20 protein-coding genes are annotated in these 19,984 nt (G+C 73.0%); 9 read left to right on the top strand and 11 right to left on the bottom strand.

Annotated features, from left to right (window positions below; genetic code table 11):
- Window positions 1-64 precede the first annotated feature (64 nt).
- Together ACZ4NT_RS15755 and ACZ4NT_RS15750 are read left to right on the top strand one after the other, a co-directional pair.
- On the top strand, window positions 65-1,339 hold the full coding sequence (locus tag ACZ4NT_RS15755; RefSeq protein WP_467725764.1) for an ion channel protein: 1,275 nt from the start codon (window positions 65-67) through the stop codon (window positions 1,337-1,339).
- 33 nt (window positions 1,340-1,372) lie between these two features.
- Window positions 1,373-2,779: a glutamate decarboxylase gene (locus ACZ4NT_RS15750; protein WP_121405270.1), complete on the top strand. Its 1,407-nt coding sequence runs from the start codon at window positions 1,373-1,375 to the stop codon at window positions 2,777-2,779.
- A gap of 17 nt (window positions 2,780-2,796) precedes the next feature.
- Here ACZ4NT_RS15750 and ACZ4NT_RS15745 read toward each other — a convergent pair whose 3' ends face one another.
- The 6 genes from ACZ4NT_RS15745 to ACZ4NT_RS15720 form a co-directional block, all read right to left on the bottom strand.
- Window positions 2,797-3,525: an ABC transporter permease gene (locus ACZ4NT_RS15745; protein WP_467725838.1), complete on the bottom strand. Its 729-nt coding sequence runs from the start codon at window positions 3,523-3,525 to the stop codon at window positions 2,797-2,799.
- Between the two features lie 62 nt (window positions 3,526-3,587).
- On the bottom strand, window positions 3,588-4,541 hold the full coding sequence (locus ACZ4NT_RS15740) for an ATP-binding cassette domain-containing protein (RefSeq protein WP_121405269.1): 954 nt from the start codon (window positions 4,539-4,541) through the stop codon (window positions 3,588-3,590).
- A gap of 79 nt (window positions 4,542-4,620) precedes the next feature.
- Entirely contained in the window at window positions 4,621-5,262 is a 642-nt protein-coding gene (locus ACZ4NT_RS15735; RefSeq protein ID WP_121405268.1) for a PadR family transcriptional regulator, read from the bottom strand.
- A gap of 104 nt (window positions 5,263-5,366) precedes the next feature.
- On the bottom strand, window positions 5,367-5,915 hold the full coding sequence (locus ACZ4NT_RS15730) for a DinB family protein (RefSeq protein ID WP_121405267.1): 549 nt from the start codon (window positions 5,913-5,915) through the stop codon (window positions 5,367-5,369).
- 121 nt (window positions 5,916-6,036) lie between these two features.
- Complete coding sequence (locus tag ACZ4NT_RS15725; protein WP_121405266.1) at window positions 6,037-7,497, bottom strand: aldehyde dehydrogenase family protein; 1,461 nt, start codon at window positions 7,495-7,497, stop codon at window positions 6,037-6,039.
- A gap of 150 nt (window positions 7,498-7,647) precedes the next feature.
- The gene (locus tag ACZ4NT_RS15720; RefSeq protein ID WP_121406360.1) at window positions 7,648-8,472 is read right to left on the bottom strand and encodes a Scr1 family TA system antitoxin-like transcriptional regulator; all 825 of its coding nucleotides are present in this window, start codon (window positions 8,470-8,472) and stop codon (window positions 7,648-7,650) included.
- A gap of 356 nt (window positions 8,473-8,828) precedes the next feature.
- Here ACZ4NT_RS15720 and ACZ4NT_RS15715 point away from each other — a divergent pair, with 356 nt between their 5' ends.
- Entirely contained in the window at window positions 8,829-9,317 is a 489-nt protein-coding gene (locus ACZ4NT_RS15715; RefSeq protein ID WP_121405265.1) for an ATP-binding protein, read from the top strand.
- A 118-nt stretch (window positions 9,318-9,435) separates the two neighbouring features.
- Here the strand turns inward: ACZ4NT_RS15715 and ACZ4NT_RS15710 are convergent, their stop codons facing one another.
- The 4 genes from ACZ4NT_RS15710 to ACZ4NT_RS15695 form a co-directional block, all read right to left on the bottom strand.
- Window positions 9,436-9,699 (bottom strand): DUF397 domain-containing protein, encoded by a 264-nt coding sequence (locus ACZ4NT_RS15710; protein ID WP_121405264.1) that lies wholly within the window; start codon window positions 9,697-9,699, stop codon window positions 9,436-9,438.
- A gap of 172 nt (window positions 9,700-9,871) precedes the next feature.
- A complete protein-coding gene (locus tag ACZ4NT_RS15705) occupies window positions 9,872-10,354 on the bottom strand; it encodes an SRPBCC family protein (RefSeq protein ID WP_121405263.1) in 483 nt (160 codons plus the stop codon).
- Entirely contained in the window at window positions 10,351-10,695 is a 345-nt protein-coding gene (locus tag ACZ4NT_RS15700; RefSeq protein ID WP_121405262.1) for a metalloregulator ArsR/SmtB family transcription factor, read from the bottom strand. Before ACZ4NT_RS15700 ends, ACZ4NT_RS15705 begins: the two co-directional genes overlap by 4 nt.
- Window positions 10,696-10,702: 7 nt before the next feature.
- Window positions 10,703-11,077 carry a VOC family protein gene (locus ACZ4NT_RS15695; RefSeq protein ID WP_467725760.1) on the bottom strand — a complete coding sequence of 125 codons (375 nt, stop codon included), beginning with the start codon at window positions 11,075-11,077 and terminating at the stop codon, window positions 10,703-10,705.
- Between the two features lie 153 nt (window positions 11,078-11,230).
- Between ACZ4NT_RS15695 and ACZ4NT_RS15690 the strand changes: the two genes are divergently transcribed.
- Both ACZ4NT_RS15690 and ACZ4NT_RS15685 read left to right on the top strand, forming a co-directional pair.
- Window positions 11,231-11,743: a hypothetical protein gene (locus ACZ4NT_RS15690; protein ID WP_121405260.1), complete on the top strand. Its 513-nt coding sequence runs from the start codon at window positions 11,231-11,233 to the stop codon at window positions 11,741-11,743.
- A gap of 164 nt (window positions 11,744-11,907) precedes the next feature.
- Entirely contained in the window at window positions 11,908-12,444 is a 537-nt protein-coding gene (locus tag ACZ4NT_RS15685) for a DUF4232 domain-containing protein (protein ID WP_467725758.1), read from the top strand.
- A gap of 212 nt (window positions 12,445-12,656) precedes the next feature.
- Here the strand turns inward: ACZ4NT_RS15685 and ACZ4NT_RS15680 are convergent, their stop codons facing one another.
- Window positions 12,657-13,799, bottom strand: coding sequence for a DUF2786 domain-containing protein (locus ACZ4NT_RS15680; protein ID WP_467725756.1), 1,143 nt, complete (start codon window positions 13,797-13,799; stop codon window positions 12,657-12,659).
- Window positions 13,800-13,923: 124 nt separating this feature from the next.
- On the opposite strand from ACZ4NT_RS15680, the gene ACZ4NT_RS15675 reads away from it, so the two are divergent.
- From ACZ4NT_RS15675 to ACZ4NT_RS15660, 4 genes are all read left to right on the top strand, one after another.
- Complete coding sequence (locus ACZ4NT_RS15675; RefSeq protein WP_467725754.1) at window positions 13,924-14,679, top strand: ABC transporter ATP-binding protein; 756 nt, start codon at window positions 13,924-13,926, stop codon at window positions 14,677-14,679.
- Window positions 14,673-16,901: an ABC transporter permease gene (locus ACZ4NT_RS15670; RefSeq protein ID WP_467725752.1), complete on the top strand. Its 2,229-nt coding sequence runs from the start codon at window positions 14,673-14,675 to the stop codon at window positions 16,899-16,901. The genes ACZ4NT_RS15675 and ACZ4NT_RS15670 overlap by 7 nt, the downstream gene beginning before the upstream one ends.
- A gap of 275 nt (window positions 16,902-17,176) precedes the next feature.
- Complete coding sequence (locus ACZ4NT_RS15665; RefSeq protein ID WP_467725750.1) at window positions 17,177-17,914, top strand: Clp protease N-terminal domain-containing protein; 738 nt, start codon at window positions 17,177-17,179, stop codon at window positions 17,912-17,914.
- A gap of 360 nt (window positions 17,915-18,274) precedes the next feature.
- The gene (locus tag ACZ4NT_RS15660) at window positions 18,275-19,984 is read left to right on the top strand and encodes a bifunctional 3'-5' exonuclease/DNA polymerase (protein WP_467725748.1); all 1,710 of its coding nucleotides are present in this window, start codon (window positions 18,275-18,277) and stop codon (window positions 19,982-19,984) included.

Below are 19,984 nucleotides of genomic sequence, written 5' to 3'. Positions count from 1 at the left end.
CGTCAGGTGCAAGCCGGAAGTCCCCGGGATGTTATGCGGCTTTTGCCCACTTAGGGTGTGACTCGTGAGCACCGAAGCCCCGGCAGCGCCGGGCCCGACCCCCGTCCGGCGACTGCTGCCGCTGCTCGTGCCCTCCATGCTCGTCGGCATCGCCGCGGCGCTCGTCCTGCTGGGCGTCAGCTGGGTCGCCGACCACCTGGAGGACGTCCTGTGGCAGACCCTCCCGGACGCGCTGGGGATCGGCCGCTACTCCTCGCTCTGGATGATCGTGATGCTCACGGCGACCGGCATCGCGGTGGGCCTGGTCATCTGGAAGGTGCCGCGGCACGCGGGCCCCGATCCGGCGGCCAGCGGCCTCGTCGACCCTCCGCTGGCGCCCGCGGTGCTGCCGGGACTGCTCGTCGTCACCGTCCTGGCGCTGGCGGGCGGGGTCAGTCTGGGCCCCGAGAACCCGATCACGGCCACCAACATCGCCCTCGCCTGCTGGCTGGGCGCCCGGATCGCTCCCGGCTCCCCCACCATGCTGTGGCTGTCGCTGGCCGCCGCGGGAACGGTCGGCGCCCTGTTCGGCACTCCGGTGGCCGCCGCACTGATCTTCTCCGAGGTGCTGGCCGAGCAGCCGGGACGCGGCGCCCTCTGGGACCGGCTGCTGCCGCCGCTGCTCGCGGGCGGCATGGGCGCGCTGACCGTCACCCTGCTGGCCCACCCGAGCTTCGACCTCTCGCTGCCCGCGTACTCGGGGCCGCACTGGGGTGACCTGCCCGGCGCCCTGATCATCGCCTCCGTCGCGGCGCTGGTCGGCATGGCGGCGGTCTACGCCCTTCCGTTCGCCCACGGCGTCTTCGCGCGGCTCGGTCGCCCGTGGCTGGCCCTTCCCCTGGGCGGTCTGGTGCTCGGCCTGCTGGGCGCGCTGGGCGGGCACCTGACGCTCTTCAAGGGCCTGGACGAGATCAAGGTCCTGGCCGCGAACCCGGACGGCTGGTCCTCGGGGGAGTTCGCGCTGATGACCGTGGTCAAGCTGGCGGCGCTGCTCGTCGCGACCTCGTGCGGGTTCCGCGGCGGCCGGATCTTCCCCTCGGTCTTCGCGGGAGTGGCCCTCGGCCTGTGCGCCCACGCCCTGGTGCCCGAGGTGGACGTCACGCTCGCCGTGGTCTGCGCCGTGCTCGGGGTGCTGCTGGCCGTCACCCGGCAGGGCTGGATCAGCCTGTTCACGGCCGCCGTCCTGGCCTCCGACACCGCCGTGCTGCCGCTGCTCGTCATGGCGACGGTGCCGGCCTGGCTGCTGGTGACCGGACGTCCCCAGATGCAACTGCACGCCGACGGAACCCCGCTTCGCTGACCCCACTCCCCCACTCATCCGCACGGAGGCGACATGGCGCTCCACAAGGGCCCCGAGCAGCACGACGACCGTCCCCTGTCCGTCAACCCCTTCTACGGGGAGACCAATCCGGTCAGCGGCATGGTGGAGGCGCCGCCCACGCACCGCCTCCCGGACGGCCCGCTGCCGCCCACCACCGCCTACCAGCTCGTCCACGACGAGCTGATGCTGGACGGGAACTCACGGCTCAACCTCGCCACCTTCGTCACCACCTGGATGGAACCGCAGGCCGGTGTGCTGATGGCGGAGTGCCGCGACAAGAACATGATCGACAAGGACGAGTACCCGCGCACGGCCGAGCTGGAGCGGCGCTGTGTCGCCATGCTCGCCGACCTCTGGAACGCGCCGGACCCGTCGGCGGCCGTGGGCTGTTCGACGACCGGGTCGAGCGAGGCGTGCATGCTCGCCGGGATGGCGCTCAAGCGCCGCTGGGCCCAGCGCAACGCCGACCGCTATCCCGGGGCCCGCCCGAACCTGGTGATGGGCGTCAACGTCCAGGTCTGCTGGGACAAGTTCTGCAATTTCTGGGAGGTCGAGGCGCGCCAGGTGCCCATGGAGGGCGACCGGTACCACCTCGATCCCCAGGCCGCCGCCGAGCTGTGCGACGAGAACACCATCGGGGTCGTGGGCGTCCTCGGCTCCACCTTCGACGGGTCCTACGAGCCGATCGCCGACCTGTGCGCGGCGCTGGACGCGCTCCAGGAACGCACGGGCCTGGACGTCCCCGTGCACGTCGACGGCGCGTCCGGCGCGATGGTGGCGCCCTTCCTCGACCCGGACGTGGCCTGGGACTTCCGGCTGCCGCGGGTGGCGTCCATCAACACCTCGGGGCACAAGTACGGCCTCGTCTACCCCGGTGTCGGCTGGGCGCTGTGGCGCGACAAGGAGTCGCTGCCCGAGGAGCTCGTCTTCCGGGTCAACTACCTGGGCGGCGACATGCCGACCTTCGCGCTCAACTTCTCCCGGCCGGGCGCGCAGGTCGTGGCGCAGTACTACACCTTCCTGCGGCTGGGCCGGGAGGGCTACCGGGCGGTGCAGCAGACGACCCGGGACGTGGCCGGCGCGCTCGCCGGGCGCATCGAGGCCATGGAGGACTTCCACCTCCTCACCCGCGGCGACGAGCTGCCGGTCTTCGCCTTCACGACGAAGCCCGAGGTGACGGCGTACGACGTCTTCGACGTGTCCCGGCGGATGCGTGAGCGCGGCTGGCTGGTGCCCGCGTACACCTTCCCGGCGAACCGGGAGGACCTCTCCGTGCTGCGGGTGGTGTGCCGCAACGGGTTCTCGATGGACCTCGCCGAGCTGTTCGTGGACGACCTGAGCCGCCTCCTGCCCGAACTGCGCCGGCAGCCGCGCCCCTCCACCCACGACAAGGGCGCGGCCACCGGCTTCCATCACTGAGGCCGCCCCGGGCCCCGTCAGCGGCTGAGGCGGGCGAACCTCCGTACGGCCGCCGGGAAGAAGACGGCGAGCAGGGCGAGCGGCCAGGCCACGGCGGCCCAGACGTGGCCCGGCTCGCCGCCCGGGCCGCCGAGGAGGTCCCGTACCGCCGTCGCGGTCTGCGACATCGGGTTCCACTCGACCGCCGTGCCCAGCCAGGCGGGCATGGACTCCGGGACCGCGAACGCGTTGGAGAGGAAGCCGACCGGCCACACCAGGATCTGGACGGCCTGCACCATCTCCGGCCGGCCCGCCACCATCGCCAGCTCGATGCCGATCCACAGCATCGCGAACCGGAAGAGCAGCAGCAGGCCCATGGCACCCAGGAAGGCCCCCGGGCCGCCGTGCGGGCCCCAGCCGATGGCGGCTCCGACCCCGGTCAGTACGAGCAGCGTCAGCGCGGACTGCAGCATGTCGGCCACCGAACGGCCCACGAGCACCGCGCCGTCGGCCATCGGCATGGAGCGGAAGCGGTCGACGACGCCCTTGTTGAGGTCCTGGGTGACGGCGAGCATCGTGCCCTCCAGGCCGAAGGCCATGGTCAGCGCGAGCATGCCGGGGACCAGGTAGTCCACGTAGTCGCCCTCGACCTCGCGGCCGCCACCGACCAGGTAGCCGAACATCAGCAGCAGCATCACGGGGAAGACCAGGCCGACGAGCACCTGCACCGGCTGCCGTGCCCAGTGGGCGAACTCGCGGCGGGTCATGGTCCAGCAGTCGGTCAGGACGCGGGACTCCCGGCCGCCGAAGCCGTCCTCGTACGCCGTACTCACACCGTCTCCTTCTCGCGCCGGTCGTCCTCCGTGAGGTGCAGGAACACCTCGTCGAGCGTCGGGCGGCGCAGCGCGACGTCCTCCGCCTCGATCCCCGCCTCCTCCAGTGCGCGCACGATCCCGGAGAGCGCCGCCATGCGGTCGGTGACCGGCGCGCTCAGCAGACGCCGGTCGGTGTCCACCGAGACACCGTCGGCGGGCACCGGCAACAGAGCCACGGCTGCGCCCAGTTGGCCGGCGTCGCGCAGGACGACGTCGATGCGGTCACCGCCCGTGCGCGCCTTCAGCTCGTCGGCCGTGCCGTCCGCGACGACCCGGCCCCGGTCGACGACCGAGATGCGGTCGGCGAGCTGGTCCGCCTCCTCCAGGTACTGCGTGGTGAGCAGGACCGTGGTGCCGCCGCCTACCAGGGAGCGCACCGCCGCCCACACCTCCGTGCGCCCGCGCGGGTCGAGTCCGGTCGTCGGCTCGTCCAGGAACAGCACCTCCGGCTCGGTGATCAGCGAGGCCGCCAGGTCCAGCCGGCGCCGCATGCCGCCGCTGTACCGCTTGACCGCCTTGCGCCCGGTGTCCGCGAGGCCGAAGCGCTCCAGGAGCTCACCGGCCCGCACCCGCGCGCGGCGGGCGCCCAGGTGGTACAGCCGCCCGAACATCTCCAGGTTCTGGCGGCCGCCGAGCTCCTCGTCGAGCGCGGCGTGCTGGCCGAGCAGACCGATGCGGCGCCGCACCTGCGCGGGCGCGTGCACCACGTCGTACCCGGCGACCTCCGCGCGGCCCGCGTCGGGCCGCAGCAGGGTGGTGAGCACGCGTACCGCGGTGGTCTTGCCCGCCCCGTTCGGACCCAGCAGGCCGTGCACGGTGCCGCGCTCCACCGCCAGGTCCAGGCCGTCCAGGGCCGCCCTCTCCCCGTACCGCTTCCGTACGCCCTCGACTGCGATCGCGTCGGTCATCCGGCTCCCTCCACCTCAAGTAGTCAAACTTGACCACTGGCGTGAACGTAATACCCGCCCATACATTCGTCAAACTTGATTAGTCGTGATCCCCAGGATGCGGCGTCCCCGTCGCGTACGGGTTGTCCTCACCCTCCGCCAGGACGCCGACGAACGGCTCGCCCTCACCCGCGAAGGTGTACGCCCCGCGCTCGACCCGCTCGATCAGGCCCCTCGTCCACTCGGCGTCGGCGTCGGCGGAGTGGACCCACAGGTTCATGATCTCGCCGATGTGGCCGAGCTGTTCGGGGCCGTCCTCGGGCACGTAGTGCTCGGTGACCGCGGAGCGCCATTCACGGATCCGCCGGATGCGCTCCTTCAGGAGGCCCACCGCCTCGTCCCGCGGCAGCTCGACGAGGAACCCGATGCCCGCCGATCTGACGTCCATCTTCTGGTCGTACGACGTCAGGGACTCCCTCAGCAGCGCCAGGAACTCCTCGGTGCCGCGGTCCGTGATCTCGTACTCGGTGCGGGGCGGCCCGCCCGCCGTGGACGGCGCGATCTCGTGGGCGTGCAGCAGCCCCTGCTTGGCCATCTGCTTGAGCGCGTGGTAGATCGAGCCGGGCTTGGCGTTGGACCACTCGTGCGCGCCCCAGTACTCCAGGTCGTTGCGCACCTGGTAGCCGTGGGCCCGCCCGTGCTGGCGCACCGCGCCCAGCACGAGGAGACGGATCGCTGACATGGGGTCCAGGTTAGGACCCCGCCGCGTGCCGCCCCCTCGCCGGGCCCAGCCGCCGCCGGGGCCGCTCGCGCCCGGAGGTGGCCGCCGCTCGGACTGGCCGCCGCTCAGTCCCGGCCACCGCCCTGCTCGTCGGCGACCAGCTCGAAGGCGGTCCGTCCGTCGAGGGACTCCCGGATGACGTCGGCGTGGCCGGCGTGGCGGGCCGTCTCCGAGATCAGCCGCAGCATCACCCAGCGCAGGGAGACCCGCTCGTCCGGCGGGAACCAGGGGGCGTCCGGCAGCGGGAAGGTGTCGTCGAGGCTCGGCGCCGACCGGATGAACGCCTCGGTCTCGGCCGCGACCTTGTCCCAGTACGCGAGGACCGACTCGGGGGTCTCGTCCCCGACGAGCACGAAGCACTCGTGCCAGTTCGACTCGTCCCGCTCGACGGCCGGCGGCTCCCCCTTCGCGCGGGCGATCCAGCTCTGCTCGACCTCGCCCACGTGCTTGACCAGCCCCGCCAGGGACAGTTCGCTCGCGCTGGGCCTGCTCGTGGCCTGCTCCGCGTCGAGTCCGAGCAGGGTCCGCCGGATGCCGCCGCGCTCGCCCTCCAGGAACGAGAGCAGCGCTCCGCGCTCGTCGCCGTGCGCTTCCGCGGAAACGTGAGTGACCATGTCGGGCCGCCTTTCGTGGGGTGCCGTGTGCCGTTCCTTCTCGACACCCACGAAGCTACGGGCCCTTGCGGTCAGTTCCTGTCCGCAAGGGCCCGGCGCGCCACAACGTGGCCGGGACGTACTAGAACGGGAAGAAGCTGCGCCCGTGCTGCACCGAGATCCACTTCTGGGTGGTGAAGGCCTCGACGGTCGCCTCGCCGTTCAGCCGGCCGACCCCCGAGGCCTTCTCGCCGCCGAAGGCGACCAGCGGCTCGTCGTGGACCGTGCCGTCGTTCACGTGGAACATGCCGGTGTCGATCTGCTTGGCGAACGCCACACCGCGCTCGACGTCCGCCGTGTGGACGGCGCCGCTGAGGCCGTACGGGGTGTCGTTCACGATGCGCACGGCCTCCTCCTCGCCGTCGAAGGGGACGAGCAGCGCCACCGGACCGAAGATCTCCTGGCGCAGGATCTCGGAGTCGGCGGGCAGGTCGGTCAGCACGGTCGGCTCGACGAGGTTGTCGGTGGTGGCGCCGCGCAGGAGGGCGGTGGCGCCCTCGGCGAGCGCCTGGTCCACGGCCCCCGTGATGGCGTCCGCCTGCGAGGAGTTGATGACCGGGCCGATGACCGTCTGGGGATCGCTCGGGTCGCCGGCCTTCAGGCCCTTGACCTTGGTGACGAACTTGTCGGTGAACTCGGCCAGGAGCGAGCGGTCCACCAGGACGCGGTTGGCCGCCATGCAGACCTGGCCCTGGTGCACGTACCGGCTGAACACCGCGGCGTCCACGGCGTAGTCGACGTCCGCGTCGTCGAGCACCACGAGCGCGCTGTTGCCGCCGAGTTCGAGGACCGAGCGCTTGAACTGTGCGGCGCAGACCGTGGCGACGTGGCGGCCCACCTTGTCGGAACCGGTGAAGGAGATGACCTTCGGGACCGGGTGCTCCAGGAAGGCGTCGCCGATCTCGGCGATGTCGGTGATCACGACGTTCAGCAGGCCGCCGGGCAGACCCGCGTCCTCGAAGACCTTGGCGACCAGGGAGCCGCCGACGATCGGGGTGTTCTGGTGCGGCTTCAGGACGACGCCGTTGCCGAGGGCGAGGGCGGGCGCGACGGACTTCAGCGACAGCAGGAAGGGGAAGTTGAAGGGGCTGATGACGCCGACGACGCCGACCGGGACGCGGTAGACCCGGTTCTCCTTGCCGTCGACCGGCGAGGGCAGGATGCGCCCCTCGGGCCGCAGCGCCAGCTGGACGGACTCGCGCAGGAACTCCTTGGCGAGGTGCAGCTCGAAACCGGCCTTGAGGTGGGTGCCGCCGAGCTCCGCGATGATCACCTCGGTGATCTCCTGCTCGCGCTCCTCGATGATCCGCAGCGCGCGCTCGAAGACGGCACGGCGCGCGTACGGGTTGGTCGCGGCCCACTCCTTCTGGGCGCGCTGGGCCGCGCGGTAGGCCTCGTCGACCTCGTCGACCGTGGCTATCGTGATCGACGCCAGCTTCTCGCCGTTGTACGGGTTGAAGTCGATGATGTCCCAGGAGCCGGTCCCCGGGCGCCACTCGCCGTCGATGTACTGCTGTGCCAGGTCGGTGAAGTAGGACGACATGTGATCCCTCAATCCCAGGGCTGCCGAGGCAGGCATCCGATCAACGTCTGATCACACGTCATCGTACTGGTGTGCAAAGGGAGTTGAGGGCCGCTCGGGACAGTCCGCACGGACTCCCGAGCACCCCGCCGAGCGGCGCGGACGGCCCCCTCAGGACAGCTGGAGCAGCCCCCGGAGCAGGTCGCGGCTCTCGGACGGCCCCGGACTGTCCTGCTGCAGTTCCTTGAGCGCGCCCTCGTACTGGGTGACGTCCTCGCGCTTGTCCAAGTACAGGGCACTGGTGAGCTGTTCGAGGTAGACGACGTCGGAGAGGTCGGACTCCGGGAAGCTCAGGATGGTGAAGGAGCCGCTCTCGCCCGAGTGGCCGCCGAAGCTGAACGGCATGACCTGGATCTTGACGTTCGGCCGCTCCGACAGCTCGATCAGGTGCTGGAGCTGGCCGCGCATGACCTCGCGGTCGCCGTACGGGCGGCGCAGCGCGGCCTCGTCCAGGACGCAGTGGAACTCGGGGGCCCGCTCGGAGACGAGGTGCTTCTGGCGCTCCAGGCGCAGGGCCACCCGCCGGTCGACGTCCGCGGCGCTCGCCCCCTTCATGCCCCGCCTGACGACCGCGTGCGCATACGCCTCGGTCTGCAACAGGCCGTGCACGAACTGCACTTCGTAGGAGCGGATGACGTGAGCCGCGCCCTCCAGGCCGACGTACGTCGGGAACCAGCTCGGGAGGACGTCCGAGTAACTGTGCCACCACCCCGCGACGTTGGCCTCTTTCGCGAGGGAGATGAGGGACGTCCGCTCGGCCTCGTCCGCGATGCCGTAGAGCGTCAGCAGGTCCTCGACGTCACGCGTCTTGAAGCTCACCCGTCCCAACTCCATGCGGCTGATCTTCGATTCGGAGGCACGGATCGAGTAACCGGCCGCTTCCCGGGTGATGCCGCGCGCCTCTCGCAGGCGCCTCAGATGCGACCCCAGCAGCATGCGCCGCACCACCGAGCCGCTCGACTCACCAGCGCTCACGTTCGTCCGCCTCCCCAACCGTCTCCAGGGGCCGAAGTCTGCCACTAAAACACTTCAAGCTGTACTCGTCCGGTTACAGAAACGGAAAGCAACCGAAGGAGCCACGCAGAAAAAGATCAGTTGAGGGCAAACAAGGGGGAAGAAGGTGACAGAAGAAATGCACAGGAAGGGGTACGGGAGCGATCAATTCCGGCGCGTGCACGTGCATCTGCCCTTGCATCTGCGGGGGGCTTTCGGAACCATGGTCCCGCGCCACCGCTGCATCGCCACGACCGCGAACCCCGGGAGTGCCTCGCATGGGGACGAATGGATCGACCATGCTCGAGCCGTTACGGCAGGGGCTTCCGCCGCTCGACCCCGCGGCCGTGTCCGAAGCCGCCTCGTGCGCGCTGCCCGCCCGCTACGAAGCGGTGCGCGAGGCACGGCAGTTCAGCCGCAGAACGCTCGACCAGTGGGACATAGGCGACCGCTTCGACGACGTCTGCCTGGTGGTCTCCGAGCTGGTCACCAACGCACTGCGGCACGCGCTGCCGGCGGACACACCACGCGCCTGCGAACAGGACCCGCCCGTCCGGCTGCACCTGATGCGCTGGACGACCCGTCTGGTGTGCGCCGTGCGCGACCCCAGCAACGACAGCCCCGTCGCACGCGACTCGGACGACTTCTCCGCGGAGTCGGGGCGCGGCCTCTTCCTGGTCGACTCGTTCGCCGACGGCTGGGGCTGGCACCCGCTCGCCGGCAGGCTCAGCGGAAAGGTCGTGTGGGCGCTGTTCCGGTTGCCCAACGCCGGGGCCGGTACCGAATGACGAACCGCGGCGCCTTTGCGCGCCGCGGTTCTACGCGCGTCACGGCACGTTGCTCACCCGTGACGGAACGTTGTACGGGACCGGCGGCCCCGCCGGCCCGGCCGCATGCCGTTCACCCTCACGCGCCCGCTATCAGATGGTCGAACTCGCCGTCCTTGATGCCCAGCAGCATGGCCTCGATCTCCGCACGCGTGTAGACGAGCGCGGGCCCCTCCGGAAAACGCGAGTTGCGCACCGCCACCTCACCGCCGGGCAGCCGGGCGAACTCCACGCAGGATCCCTGCGAGTTGCTGTGTCTGCTCTTCTGCCAGTTCGCCCCATGCAGCGCCGTGGCCGCCATGCCGTTGTACACGTCGTCCACGTCGCACACGTCGTGGTCCACAGGTTGCTCCCCGGGTGGTGCATTGGCTGATGTGACCATTGATGCAGTGGTCAACTGTCCCGGATCATAGCCCTGTTCATGTGCAGATGCATGAGCAAATGCACGTGCACGCGGGGTGGTCCCGCGGTTACAGCTTTTACCGGGTTTTGACTACTGCACGCTGGCCGGCCGACTACAGCCGGTCCAGCGCCTGCCCGAGAGAACGCAGCACATGCGACCTCCAGCCCCCGCCCATGATCTTCCGCGCCAGCATCTGCGCGGGGTCGTCCGGGTCGAATCCCTCGTGCACTAGGAAGAGACGCGTTCCACGGCCTTCCTGTTCCAGCGTCCACGTGATGGTCCAGTCCGCGGGACGGCCGGGGTCGGCGTCGGCCCACCGGACGCGCAGCATCCGCTCGTTCTCGTAGGCGAGAACGCGCACGTCGACCACGCCGGAGAAGTCGGTGTTGGGCCGCGGCACGGACGTCAGCGTGTACTGGTGCCCGACCTCCAGGCGGAAGTCCTCGGAGCCCGGCATCTGCCACTGCGCGAGCAGTTCCGGCTCGGTGAGGGCCCGCCAGACCTTGGCCGGCGGGTGCGGGAGGAACTGGTCGACGCGGACGGTCGTCAGGTCGTCGTCACCGGGGTCCGGTGCGAGGTGTTCTGCGGAGCTCATGTCTCGTCATGGTCGGGCATGCGGTCCAGCAGATCACCGAGGCCCCGCAGCCTGTCGCGCCAGAACCGCTCGTACGGATGGAGCCAGTCCTGCACCTCGGCGAGCGGGGCGGCCTCCAGCCGGTAGATGCGCTGCCGTCCGGACCGCTCCTCCGAGACCAGCCCGGCGTCCCGGAGGATCTTGAGGTGCTCGGAGAGGCTCGGGCGGCGCATCTCGAAGTGGTCGGCGAGCGCCTGGACCGGCTGCGGTCCGTCGTCGCGCAGCAGTCGCAGCACCTCACGCCGGGTGGCGTTGGCGAGCGCGGCGAAGAGGCGGTCCTCACGGGGCCCGGTGATCGTCATGTCGTGCTCAGAAGCCTTCCTTCTCCGTCAGCAGCATCAGACCGTTGCCGTCCGGGTCGCGGAAGGAGGCCATGCGGCCCCAGGGGGCCTCGTCCGGCCCGTCCACCGCGACCCCGGCAGCCGTGAGCCGCGCGCAGTCGGCGTCGACGTCGGTCGTGAGCAACATGATCCCCCGGGCCTCGCCGGGCACGAAACCACCCATGCCGGGTCCCGAGAGCGTGAAGACGGTCTGCGCGCCCCGCGGCGCGACCTGGAGCCAGCGGCCGGGCGGCATCCGCCGGTCGGCGGTGACCTCGAAGCCGAGGACCTCCGTGTAGAAGCGCAGGGCCCGCTCCTGGTCGGCGACCGGGAGGGTGACGAAGGAGGCGTGGGTGATGTTCATGGGAGCGACAATAGGTAGGTATTTCCCTACGCGTCAAGCGTAGGGAAATACCTACCTATGGATGCCTCCCGGGCAGGCGGGTCCCCTCCTGGTAGCTTGCTGCGGTCGTCCCGGCGACCTCAGTGATCACCGCCCACCCTTGGGGGACTTCCAGTGACTTCGGCGACCTTCCCGCGCCAGCGGGTGCGGAGCGCGGCCGCGGCCGCGGGACTGGCGGCGGCACTCGTGCTGACCGCCTGCAGCAGTGACGGCGACGGCGGCTCCGACGCGGATTCCGGCGCGTCCGACGGCCCGTCCGCCACCGCCACCACGGACACCGGGGGCTCCGGGGGCTCCGGGGGCGCGTCCGCCTCGGGGAAACTGGAGGGCAGCTGGCTCGCCACGACCGACGGCAAGGCGGTCGTCCTGGTCGTCAACGGCAAGGAGGCCGGGCTGTTCGCCACCGGCGGCACCGTGTGCAGCGGCACCGCGGGCAAGGAGGCGGACATGCAGATGATCCACCTCACGTGCCCGGACGGCTCCGACGACCGCGCCAAGGGCATGGTCGACTCCGTCGGCTCCACGACCATGAAGGTCAAGTGGGAGGGCGGCCTGGAGGAGACGTACCGCAAGGCCGAGGGCGGCAAGCTGCCCTCTGGCCTGCCGTCGGCGAGCCTCGGTTCCTGAACTCACGCGAGGAGCACGTCGTACCGTACGGGCCGCGGGACCCTTCGGGGTGCCGCGGCCCGTCGGCGTTCCCCGAAGGAGTGGCGCAACGGTGGGGCGAGGAGCGGGCGGGAACCGGCTTGCGTGATGATCCATGTGCACCGTCACGACCCCAGGGGGAACCCATGCGCGTCCTTCCCATCACCGTCACCGTCCTCGCGGCGGCTCTCACGCTGTCCGCCTGCGACGACGGCGGGACCGCCGACGACGCCAAGACGAAGCCGTCCGCGGCCTCCGGCGTCTGCACCGCCGACCAGGTGGACATCGAAATGGGACCCGGCAACGCCGCCCCCGCCGCCGGGGACACCGGCAACGTGCCGGTCACCGTCACCAACAGCGCCGCGGCCGCCTGTTCCGTGGGGGGCTTCCCGGAGGTCGGCCTGCACGGCGACGGCGACACCACATGGACCGTCGCCGCACAGGAGGGCGCGAAGGCGGCGAAGGTCAAGCTCGCGCCGGGCGAGGCCGCGACCTTCACGATCACGTATGTGCGGGGGCCCGAGGGCGACTCCGCGAAGGGTGCCGACGTGCGCACCGTCGCCATCGGCCTGCCCGACTCGACCGCCCCCCGGTCCTTCCCGTGGGAGTACGGCGCGGTCGCCCTCCGGGGCGGGACCGCCGCGGACGCGTCGGTGAGCCCGTTCCGGACGGCGGGGGACTGAGGCCGGGGCCGAAGCGTCGGACGGACACCACGGCACCCGCGGGAGACCACCGGGTGCCGTCGGCGTCGGCCGGGTCGCCGGCCGCCGCGCCCTCCTGCCCCGCCTCGCGAGCGTCGTCACCGGCGTACGGATCGCCGCGAATGACGGACCGGCCCCACCGGCCGGCAGCTTCCGTGCCCGCCGGGGCCGGCCGTTTCCGGCGCCCTGCCCCGTCACCTCAGCCGGGGGCGGTTCCCGACCTGGGCCCGGTCCGCCGCGGCCGACCCCTCCTGCCAGCCGGCGGCGTCGCCGACACCGCGCAGGCGGGTGGTCACCGTGCGCGGGAACAGGTCCTCCAGGCGGTCCGCGACCGCGACGTCGCGAGCCGCCAGGACCGGCAGCAGCTCCCCCGCCGACTCGGACACCTGCCCCTCGGCCACCGCCGAGAGACGGTCGCCGATCCGGTGCGCGTACGCGGCGAGGAAGGACTGCCGGAAGGTCTTCGTACGCTTGCGGCCGCCCGCCCGCTGGGCCGCCTCCGCCTTGGTCATCGCCGCCGTGGCCTGCACGAGCAGCGAGGTGTGCAGCAGCTCGAGGGCCTCCAGGTCGGCCTCGAAGCCGACGACGGTGGAGAAGCCGAGGTCGTCGTTCCACACCGCGCGGCAGCGGTTGGCCCGGGCCACCGCGTCCAGGAGCACCGCCTTGGCGGTCTCGTACGGCGCCTCGATCCCGATCCGGCAGGCACCCGGCGCGTCCTTGGCGTGCGTACGGGCCGCGAGCAGCGCCTCGTCGATGCTGTGCCGTGCCATCAGCTCCTGCGCCTTGGCGCTCAGCGCCTCGGCCTCCTCCGGGAAGCCGGTCGCCTCCGCCTTCGCGAGCAGGGCACGGATCCGGCCGAGCATGCGGGAGTCGTGGGAGGCCGTCCGGGCGTCCCGGCCGGTGCCGGGCCGCGGTGCGTCCAGCGGCTCGATGGCGGGCAGCCGCAGCAGCAGCCGGTACAGCTCCAGCACCGAGGTCGCGTACGAGAAGCGGTCGGTGCGCGGGGCCCGCGCCTCGGCCGCCAGGTCACCGAGCTGAGCCGCCCACCGCGGCCCCCTGCCGGCCTCGGGCCGCCGCCTCGCCTCCGCCAGCACCAGCTCCGACACCAGGCGGACGTGGACGTCGTCCAGCTCGCGGCGCACCAGGCGTACGACATCGGCGGGCTGCCAGCCGCGACGCCAGGCGGCGGAGACGAACTCCTCGCCGCGGCGCGCGAGTTCGGCGTCCGAGGCGGGGTCGGCGGCGAGCAGCGAGGCGCCCGTGTCGAGGGCGGCGTCGGTGTCGGCGTAGAGGGCCTCGAAGGCGCGCTCCACGGTGCTGGGCGTACTGCTGGTCATCCCTCGATCGTGCCACGCCGTGCAGCGAGGGTTCCGCCGTCCCGCCGGGGTGGGTCTGGCCCCACCCCGGGGACACCCGCTGGTGGTCGTGTGCGCGAAGGCGGCGCGCGGTTCGCTGGGAGGCATGACCACCACAGCCGTACGCATCCGTTCCCTGCGCCGCCACTACGGCGCCGTCGCCGCCCTGGACGGGGTGGACCTCGACCTCGCCGCCGGGAGCTTCACCGCCGTGATGGGGCCGTCGGGGTCGGGGAAGTCGACCCTGCTGCACTGTGCGGCGGGCCTGGACCGGCCGACCTCCGGGACGGTCACCGTGGGCGGCGTGGAGCTGGCGGGGCTGAGCGAGCGGCGGCGGACGCTGCTGCGGCGGGAGCGGATCGGGTTCGTGTTCCAGTCCTTCAATCTGCTGCCCTCACTGACCGCCGCGCAGAACGTCGCGCTGCCGCTGCGGCTGGCCGGGCACCGTCCGTCGCACGGAGCGGTGCGCGAGGCCCTGGCCCGGGTGGGGCTGGCGGAGCGGGCCGGGCACCGTCCGTCGCAGCTGTCGGGCGGGCAGCAGCAGCGGGTGGCCCTCGCACGCGCGCTGATCACCCGGCCCGACGTCCTCTTCGGTGACGAGCCGACAGGCGCCCTGGACACCGCGACCAGCCGTCACGTGCTGCTTCTGCTGCGGCAGTCGGTGGACGAGGAGGGGCAGACGACGGTGCTGGTCACCCACGACCCGGTGGCCGCCTCGTACGCGGACCGGGTGGTCTTCCTGGTCGACGGCCGGCTGTACGGCGAGCTGTCGGCGCCCTCGGCGAAGGACGTCGCCGCGCAGCTGACCCGGCTGGAAGGTCCGCGAGGCGTCACGCCGGCCCCGGTGGGTGCGGCGTGCTGACCCTGTCGTCGCTGCGGACGCGCTGGACCTCCCTGCTCGGTTCCTTCGTCGCCGTGGCGCTCGGGGTCGGAATGACGGCGGCCATGGGCCTCGGCCTCGCCGCGACGTTCGACGCCCCCGCCCCCGCACCGCAGCGCTTCGCCGGCTCGCCGGTCGTGGTCATGGGCCGGGACACGCTCACGGTGGAGGTGCGGCACGGACCGGGCATCGCCCGAGTGTCGCGGAAGCTGGCGCATCCACACCCTGTGGACGACGAACTGCTGCGGAAGCTGCGGGACTTGGGACCCGTACGGACGGACGGGGAGGCCCGGGACGCGGTGGGCGTCGACGCGCCGGCCGCCGCCGTGCGCGGAGTCGTCGCCGAAGCCGCGGCGTCCTCCGCCGACGCGCACGGCGAGGCCGGGGCCGCCCGCGCCCGGGTCCTGACCGGGGACGACCGGCGGCTGGCCGATCCCGCGACGGCACGGGACGCCGAGGCGCTCGTCGCGGTCGACTCCCTGCTCGGAACGGCGGCCGGGGTCGCGGCGTTCGTCTCGATGTTCGTGACGGCCTCCACGTTCGCGCACGTGGCAGCCCTGCGGCGGCGGGAGTTCGGGCTGCTGCGGCTGGCCGGGGCGACCCCCGGACGGGTGCGCGGGATGCTGCTCGGCGAGGCGCTCGCGGTGGGCACCGCGGCGTCGGCGGCGGGATGCGCGCTGGGCGCGTGGGCCGCGCCCCGGCTGGTCCGGGCACTGGTGGAGGGCGGGATCGCGCCCCCGTGGTTCGCGCTGCGGGGGCCGGCGCTCTGGCCGTACGGAGCCGCGTGCGCCACCGGTCTGTCGGTGGCCGTCCTGGGAGCCTGGGCGGCGTCGCGCCGGGCGGGCAGGACCCCTCCCACGGCGGCGTTGCGCGAGGCGACGGTGGACTCGGGGGCGATGACGCGGACCCGGCGTGTGGTGGGCCCGGCCCTGCTGGCGGGGGGACTCGGCCTGCTGGCCTGGAAGCTGGGGACCGAGCCGGCCGGACTGCTGAAGCGGAAGACGTACACGACCCAGCCGATGATCCTGGTGACGGCGGTGGCCGCGCTGGCACCCGTCCTCGTCCGCCCCCTCGCCGGCCTGGTCCGGCTGCCCGGTGCGAGCGGCCTGCTGATCCGCGAGAACGCGCGCGCGTCCGTGCGCCGGACCTCGGCCGTCGCCGCTCCGGTCCTGGTGACGGTGGCGCTGGCGGGCTGCCTGCTCGGTTCGGCGCAGACCGTCACGGAGGCGCGGGCGCGGGAGGCACGCGACGGCACCGGCGCGCAGTTCGTGGTGACCGGCGACGCTCTGCGGCCGGTCCGGGTGGCGGGAGCGACGGTGTCGGGCACCGCGTCCACCGCCGTGTTCGTACGGGAGGAGGGGTCCGCACTGATCCGCTCCGACGCGCGGGCGGTCACGGACGTGCGCGCGTTCGCGTCGGTGGCACGGCTTCCGGTGGTGGCCGGGAACCTCGACGATCTCGACGACCGCTCCATCGTCGTGAACGAGGAGTGGGAGCGGCACGAGGTGGGCTCCCGGGTGCGGGTGTGGCTCGGCGACGGCCGGCCGGCCCGGCTGCGCGTCGTCGCGGTACTGGCCCAGGGCACCGGGAACAGCGGCGCGTACGTGACCAGGGCGAACGCACCGCGGGCCGCGGTCGACCGGCTCGACGTGCGGGTGGCGCCGGGCGCCGACCCGGCCACCGTGGCCGCCGCCCTGCGGGCCTCCGGCTCGGGCGGCCGGGTCCACACGACCGCCGCCCGGTCGGCCGCCACGCATCCGCGCACCGGCCCGCAGACCCGCCTCGGACTGCTCGTGGTGCTGGGCATCGCCCTGGTGTACACGGTCATCTCGCTCGCCGGGACGCTGGCGATGGCGACGTCCGCCCGGGGCGCCGAGCTGCGCTCGCTGCGCCTGGCGGGCGCCACCCGGGCACAGGTGCTGGGCGTGGTCGTGGGCGAATCGGTGCTGGCCGTCGGGGTCGGCGCGGTCCTCGGCGTCGCCGTCACCGCGGTGAGCCTCGCCGCACTGGGCGCCGCGCTCGCCCGCCTGTCGGCCCCGGTGACCGTGACGGTGCCGTGGGAGCTGCTGGGCGCGTGCGCGGGGGCCTGCGCGCTGGTCGCGGCGACCGTGTCGGCGGCAGCGGCGTCACGGCTCCTGCGCACCCGGCCGCCGGCGCGCGCATCGGGGCTCCGCGGGCGCCCGGCGGGGCAGCCCCCCGCGTGACGTGCCCCGGCGTGGCCGACGGGACCGGCCGGTCGGACGGGAGCCGAGCGGCTCGGCCGGTGGGAGCGGCTCGGCCGGTGGGAGCGGCTCGGCCGGTGGGAGCGGCTGGGCCGGTGGGAGCGGCTGGGCCGACGGGATCCGCTCGGCGGGTGAGGCCGGCTCGTCGACGGGATCGGCTCGTCCCGCGGCGGGTGCCGGGGGGCGCGCGACGGGACAGGCCGCGCAAGTGTCAACTGTGGGTTGACGCAGGAGGGGTGTCAACTTACGGTTGACACATGACGACGAACCCGCCAGGCAAGGCATCCGTGCGCCTCGACGACCTCATCGAGGCCATCAAGAAGGTGCACACCGACGCGCTCGACCAGCTACAGGACGCGGTGATCGCCGCGGACCACCTCGGCGAGGTGGCCGACCACCTGATCGGCCACTTCGTCGACCAGGCCCGTCGCTCGGGCGCGTCCTGGACGGACATCGGCAGGAGCATGGGAGTCACCCGGCAGGCCGCCCAGAAGCGATTCGTGGCGAAGGCGGAGTCCGACCTCGACCCCAGCCAGGGGTTCGGCCGCTACACCGAGCGGGCCCGCAAGGTGGTCATGGCCGCGCACAGCGAGGCCAGGGCCGCGGGCAACGCCGAGGGACTCCCCGAACACCTCGTCCTCGGCCTCCTCAGCGAACCCGAGGCACTCGCCGCCCGCGCGGTCACCGCGCAGGGCGTGACGCTCGCCGCCGTCCGCGAGGCGGCCACCGGGGCGCTCCCGCCGGCCGCCGCCGAGGTCCCGGAGCTCGTCCCCTACGGTCCCGCCGCCAAGAAGGTCCTGGAGCTCACCTTCCGCGAGGCCCTCCGCCTCGGCCACAACTACATCGGCACCGAGCACATCCTCCTGGCCCTGCTCGAACACGAGAACGGCACGGGCGTCCTGACAAACCTGGGCCTGGACAAGCCGACGACCGAGGCCCACATCACGAAGACCCTCACCGAGCTGGTCAAGGGACGGGAGGGGACGCAGGCCTGACGGCCTCCCGGGGCGGTGCGGACGGCAGGGCTGCCGAGGCGCCGACTGTGGGCCACGGGGGGTCACGGGGCCGCGGGTCACGAGGTTGCCGGACCACGGGTCGCGAGGCCGCCGGACCACGGGCTGTGGGACCGCCGGGCCGCGGGCCGTGGGACCACCGGGCCGCGGGACCACGGATTGCGGGACCGCCAGTCCGCGGTACCACGGATTGCGGGGCCGCCGGGCTGTCGGTTGTGGACCGGACCCCGGGCTCCCCGGACCCGGACCCGGGGCAAGGACCGGACCCCGGGCTCCCAGGACCCCGCGCGTCCCATCCCGTGCGGCACGGCGATGTCAGACCCCCCTGCGAGACTCGCAGGTGTGACGGACCGGTGGGCTCTCGCTCCGGCCGGGGACGGCGGCGTGGACGTCGTCGCCCTCGGCCGGGACGGGCTGCCCGCAGGACCGGTCCGCCGCGAGGCGGATCCCGTCGAGGCCGTGCGCGCACGGCCGGACGTGGTCCGCTGGGTGTGGCGGTCGACGGCCGAGGTGTATCCGCGCCTGCTCGCCGCGGGGGAGCGAGTCGAGCGGTGCTACGACATCGAGGCGGCCGAGACCTTGCTGCTCGGCCACGAGGGTCGCCTCGGTGAACCCCGGTCGGCGGCCGCCGCACTGGCCAGGCTCCGCGGCGGCCCCGTCCCGCCGGACCCCCCGCAGCGCTCCGCCGAACCCGGCTCGCAGTCGTCCCTGTTCGAGCCGCGCCCCCCGCAGGTCCCCCTCCTCGACCTCCTGGAGGTGTACGCGGATCAGCAGCGCCGCCACGACGCGGCGGAGCACCCGGACCGGATGCGGCTGCTGACGGCCGCCGAATCGGCCGGGATGCTGGTGGCCGCCGAGATGAACGGATCGGGGCTCCCCTGGAGCGCCGACGTCCATCGCGAGGTGCTGCACGAACTGCTCGGAGAGCGGTATGCGGGCGGTGGCGAGCCCCGCCGCCTCGCCGAGCTCGCGGACGATGTCTCGGCCGCGTTCGGCCGCCGCGTCAGACCCGACCTGCCCGCGGACGTCGTCAAGGCGTTCGCCCAGGCCGGGATCAGGATCAGGTCCACCAGACGGTGGGAGATCGAGTCCATCGACCACCCCGCCGTGAAACCGCTGGTCGAGTACAAGAAGCTGTACCGGATCTGGGTCGCGCACGGCTGGTCCTGGCTCCAGGACTGGGTCCGCGACGGCCGCTTCCGACCCGAGTACCTGCCGGGCGGCACGGTCACCGGCCGCTGGGTGACGAACGGCGGCGGCGCCCTGCAGATCCCCAAGGTGATCCGCCGCGCGGCGGTCGCCGACCCGGGGTGGCGGCTGGTGGTGGCCGACGCCGACCAGATGGAGCCGCGCGTGCTGGCGGCGATCTCCCGCGACCCCGGACTGATGGAGGTCGCGGGCCGCGAGAGCGACCTGTACCAGTCGGTGTCCGACCGCGCCTTCTCCGGCGACCGGGCCCAGGCGAAACTCGCCGTCCTGGGCGCGGTGTACGGGCAGACGTCCGGCGACGGACTGAAGAACCTGGCTCAGCTGCGCCGCCGCTTCCCCAAGGCCGTCGCGTACGTCGACGACGCGGCGCGGGCGGGAGAGGAGGGGCGCCTGGTGCGGACGTGGCTCGGGCGGACCTGCCCTCCGGCGGCGGGCTCGGGCGAGGACGCGGCCGAGGAGGCCGGCATCCCCCAGGACGACCCGGCGGACCCCTCCGACGTCTCCGCGGGCACCGCCGACCAGGCCTGGGTCCCGGGTTACGCGTCCAGCAACTCCCGCGCCCGCGGCCGGTTCGCGCGCAACTTCGTCGTCCAGGGCAGCGCCGCCGACTGGGCCCTGCTGGTGCTCGCGGCCCTCCGCCGCACCTGCGCGGACCTGGCCGCCGAGCTGGTGTTCTTCCAGCACGACGAGGTGATCGTCCACTGCCCCGCCGAGGAGGCGGACACCGTCGTGGCCGCGATCCGCGAGGCGGCCGACCTGGCGGGCACGCTGACGTTCGGGCAGACCCCCGTCCGCTTCCCGTTCACCACGGCGGTGGTGGAGTGCTACGCGGACGCGAAGTGA

The organism is Streptomyces sp. NPDC026417, assembly GCF_055567695.1.
This window is presented reverse-complemented; position numbering and strand designations above follow the sequence as displayed.

Coding starts and splice junctions, on each gene's coding strand:
- ACZ4NT_RS15735 (WP_121405268.1), bottom strand. CDS start 5,262: ATGTCAGCGATCCGTCTCCTCGTGCTGGGCGCGGTGCGCCAGCACGGG.
- ACZ4NT_RS15695 (WP_467725760.1), bottom strand. CDS start 11,077: ATGAACATCACCCACGCCTCCTTCGTCACCCTCCCGGTCGCCGACCAG.
- ACZ4NT_RS15750 (WP_121405270.1), top strand. CDS start 1,373: ATGGCGCTCCACAAGGGCCCCGAGCAGCACGACGACCGTCCCCTGTCC.
- ACZ4NT_RS15740 (WP_121405269.1), bottom strand. CDS start 4,541: ATGACCGACGCGATCGCAGTCGAGGGCGTACGGAAGCGGTACGGGGAG.
- ACZ4NT_RS15685 (WP_467725758.1), top strand. CDS start 11,908: ATGCGCGTCCTTCCCATCACCGTCACCGTCCTCGCGGCGGCTCTCACG.
- ACZ4NT_RS15725 (WP_121405266.1), bottom strand. CDS start 7,497: ATGTCGTCCTACTTCACCGACCTGGCACAGCAGTACATCGACGGCGAG.
- ACZ4NT_RS15665 (WP_467725750.1), top strand. CDS start 17,177: ATGACGACGAACCCGCCAGGCAAGGCATCCGTGCGCCTCGACGACCTC.
- ACZ4NT_RS15745 (WP_467725838.1), bottom strand. CDS start 3,525: ATGACCCGCCGCGAGTTCGCCCACTGGGCACGGCAGCCGGTGCAGGTG.
- ACZ4NT_RS15730 (WP_121405267.1), bottom strand. CDS start 5,915: ATGGTCACTCACGTTTCCGCGGAAGCGCACGGCGACGAGCGCGGAGCG.
- ACZ4NT_RS15720 (WP_121406360.1), bottom strand. CDS start 8,472: ATGCTGCTGGGGTCGCATCTGAGGCGCCTGCGAGAGGCGCGCGGCATC.
- ACZ4NT_RS15675 (WP_467725754.1), top strand. CDS start 13,924: ATGACCACCACAGCCGTACGCATCCGTTCCCTGCGCCGCCACTACGGC.
- ACZ4NT_RS15680 (WP_467725756.1), bottom strand. CDS start 13,799: ATGACCAGCAGTACGCCCAGCACCGTGGAGCGCGCCTTCGAGGCCCTC.
- ACZ4NT_RS15715 (WP_121405265.1), top strand. CDS start 8,829: ATGCTCGAGCCGTTACGGCAGGGGCTTCCGCCGCTCGACCCCGCGGCC.
- ACZ4NT_RS15700 (WP_121405262.1), bottom strand. CDS start 10,695: ATGACGATCACCGGGCCCCGTGAGGACCGCCTCTTCGCCGCGCTCGCC.
- ACZ4NT_RS15705 (WP_121405263.1), bottom strand. CDS start 10,354: ATGAGCTCCGCAGAACACCTCGCACCGGACCCCGGTGACGACGACCTG.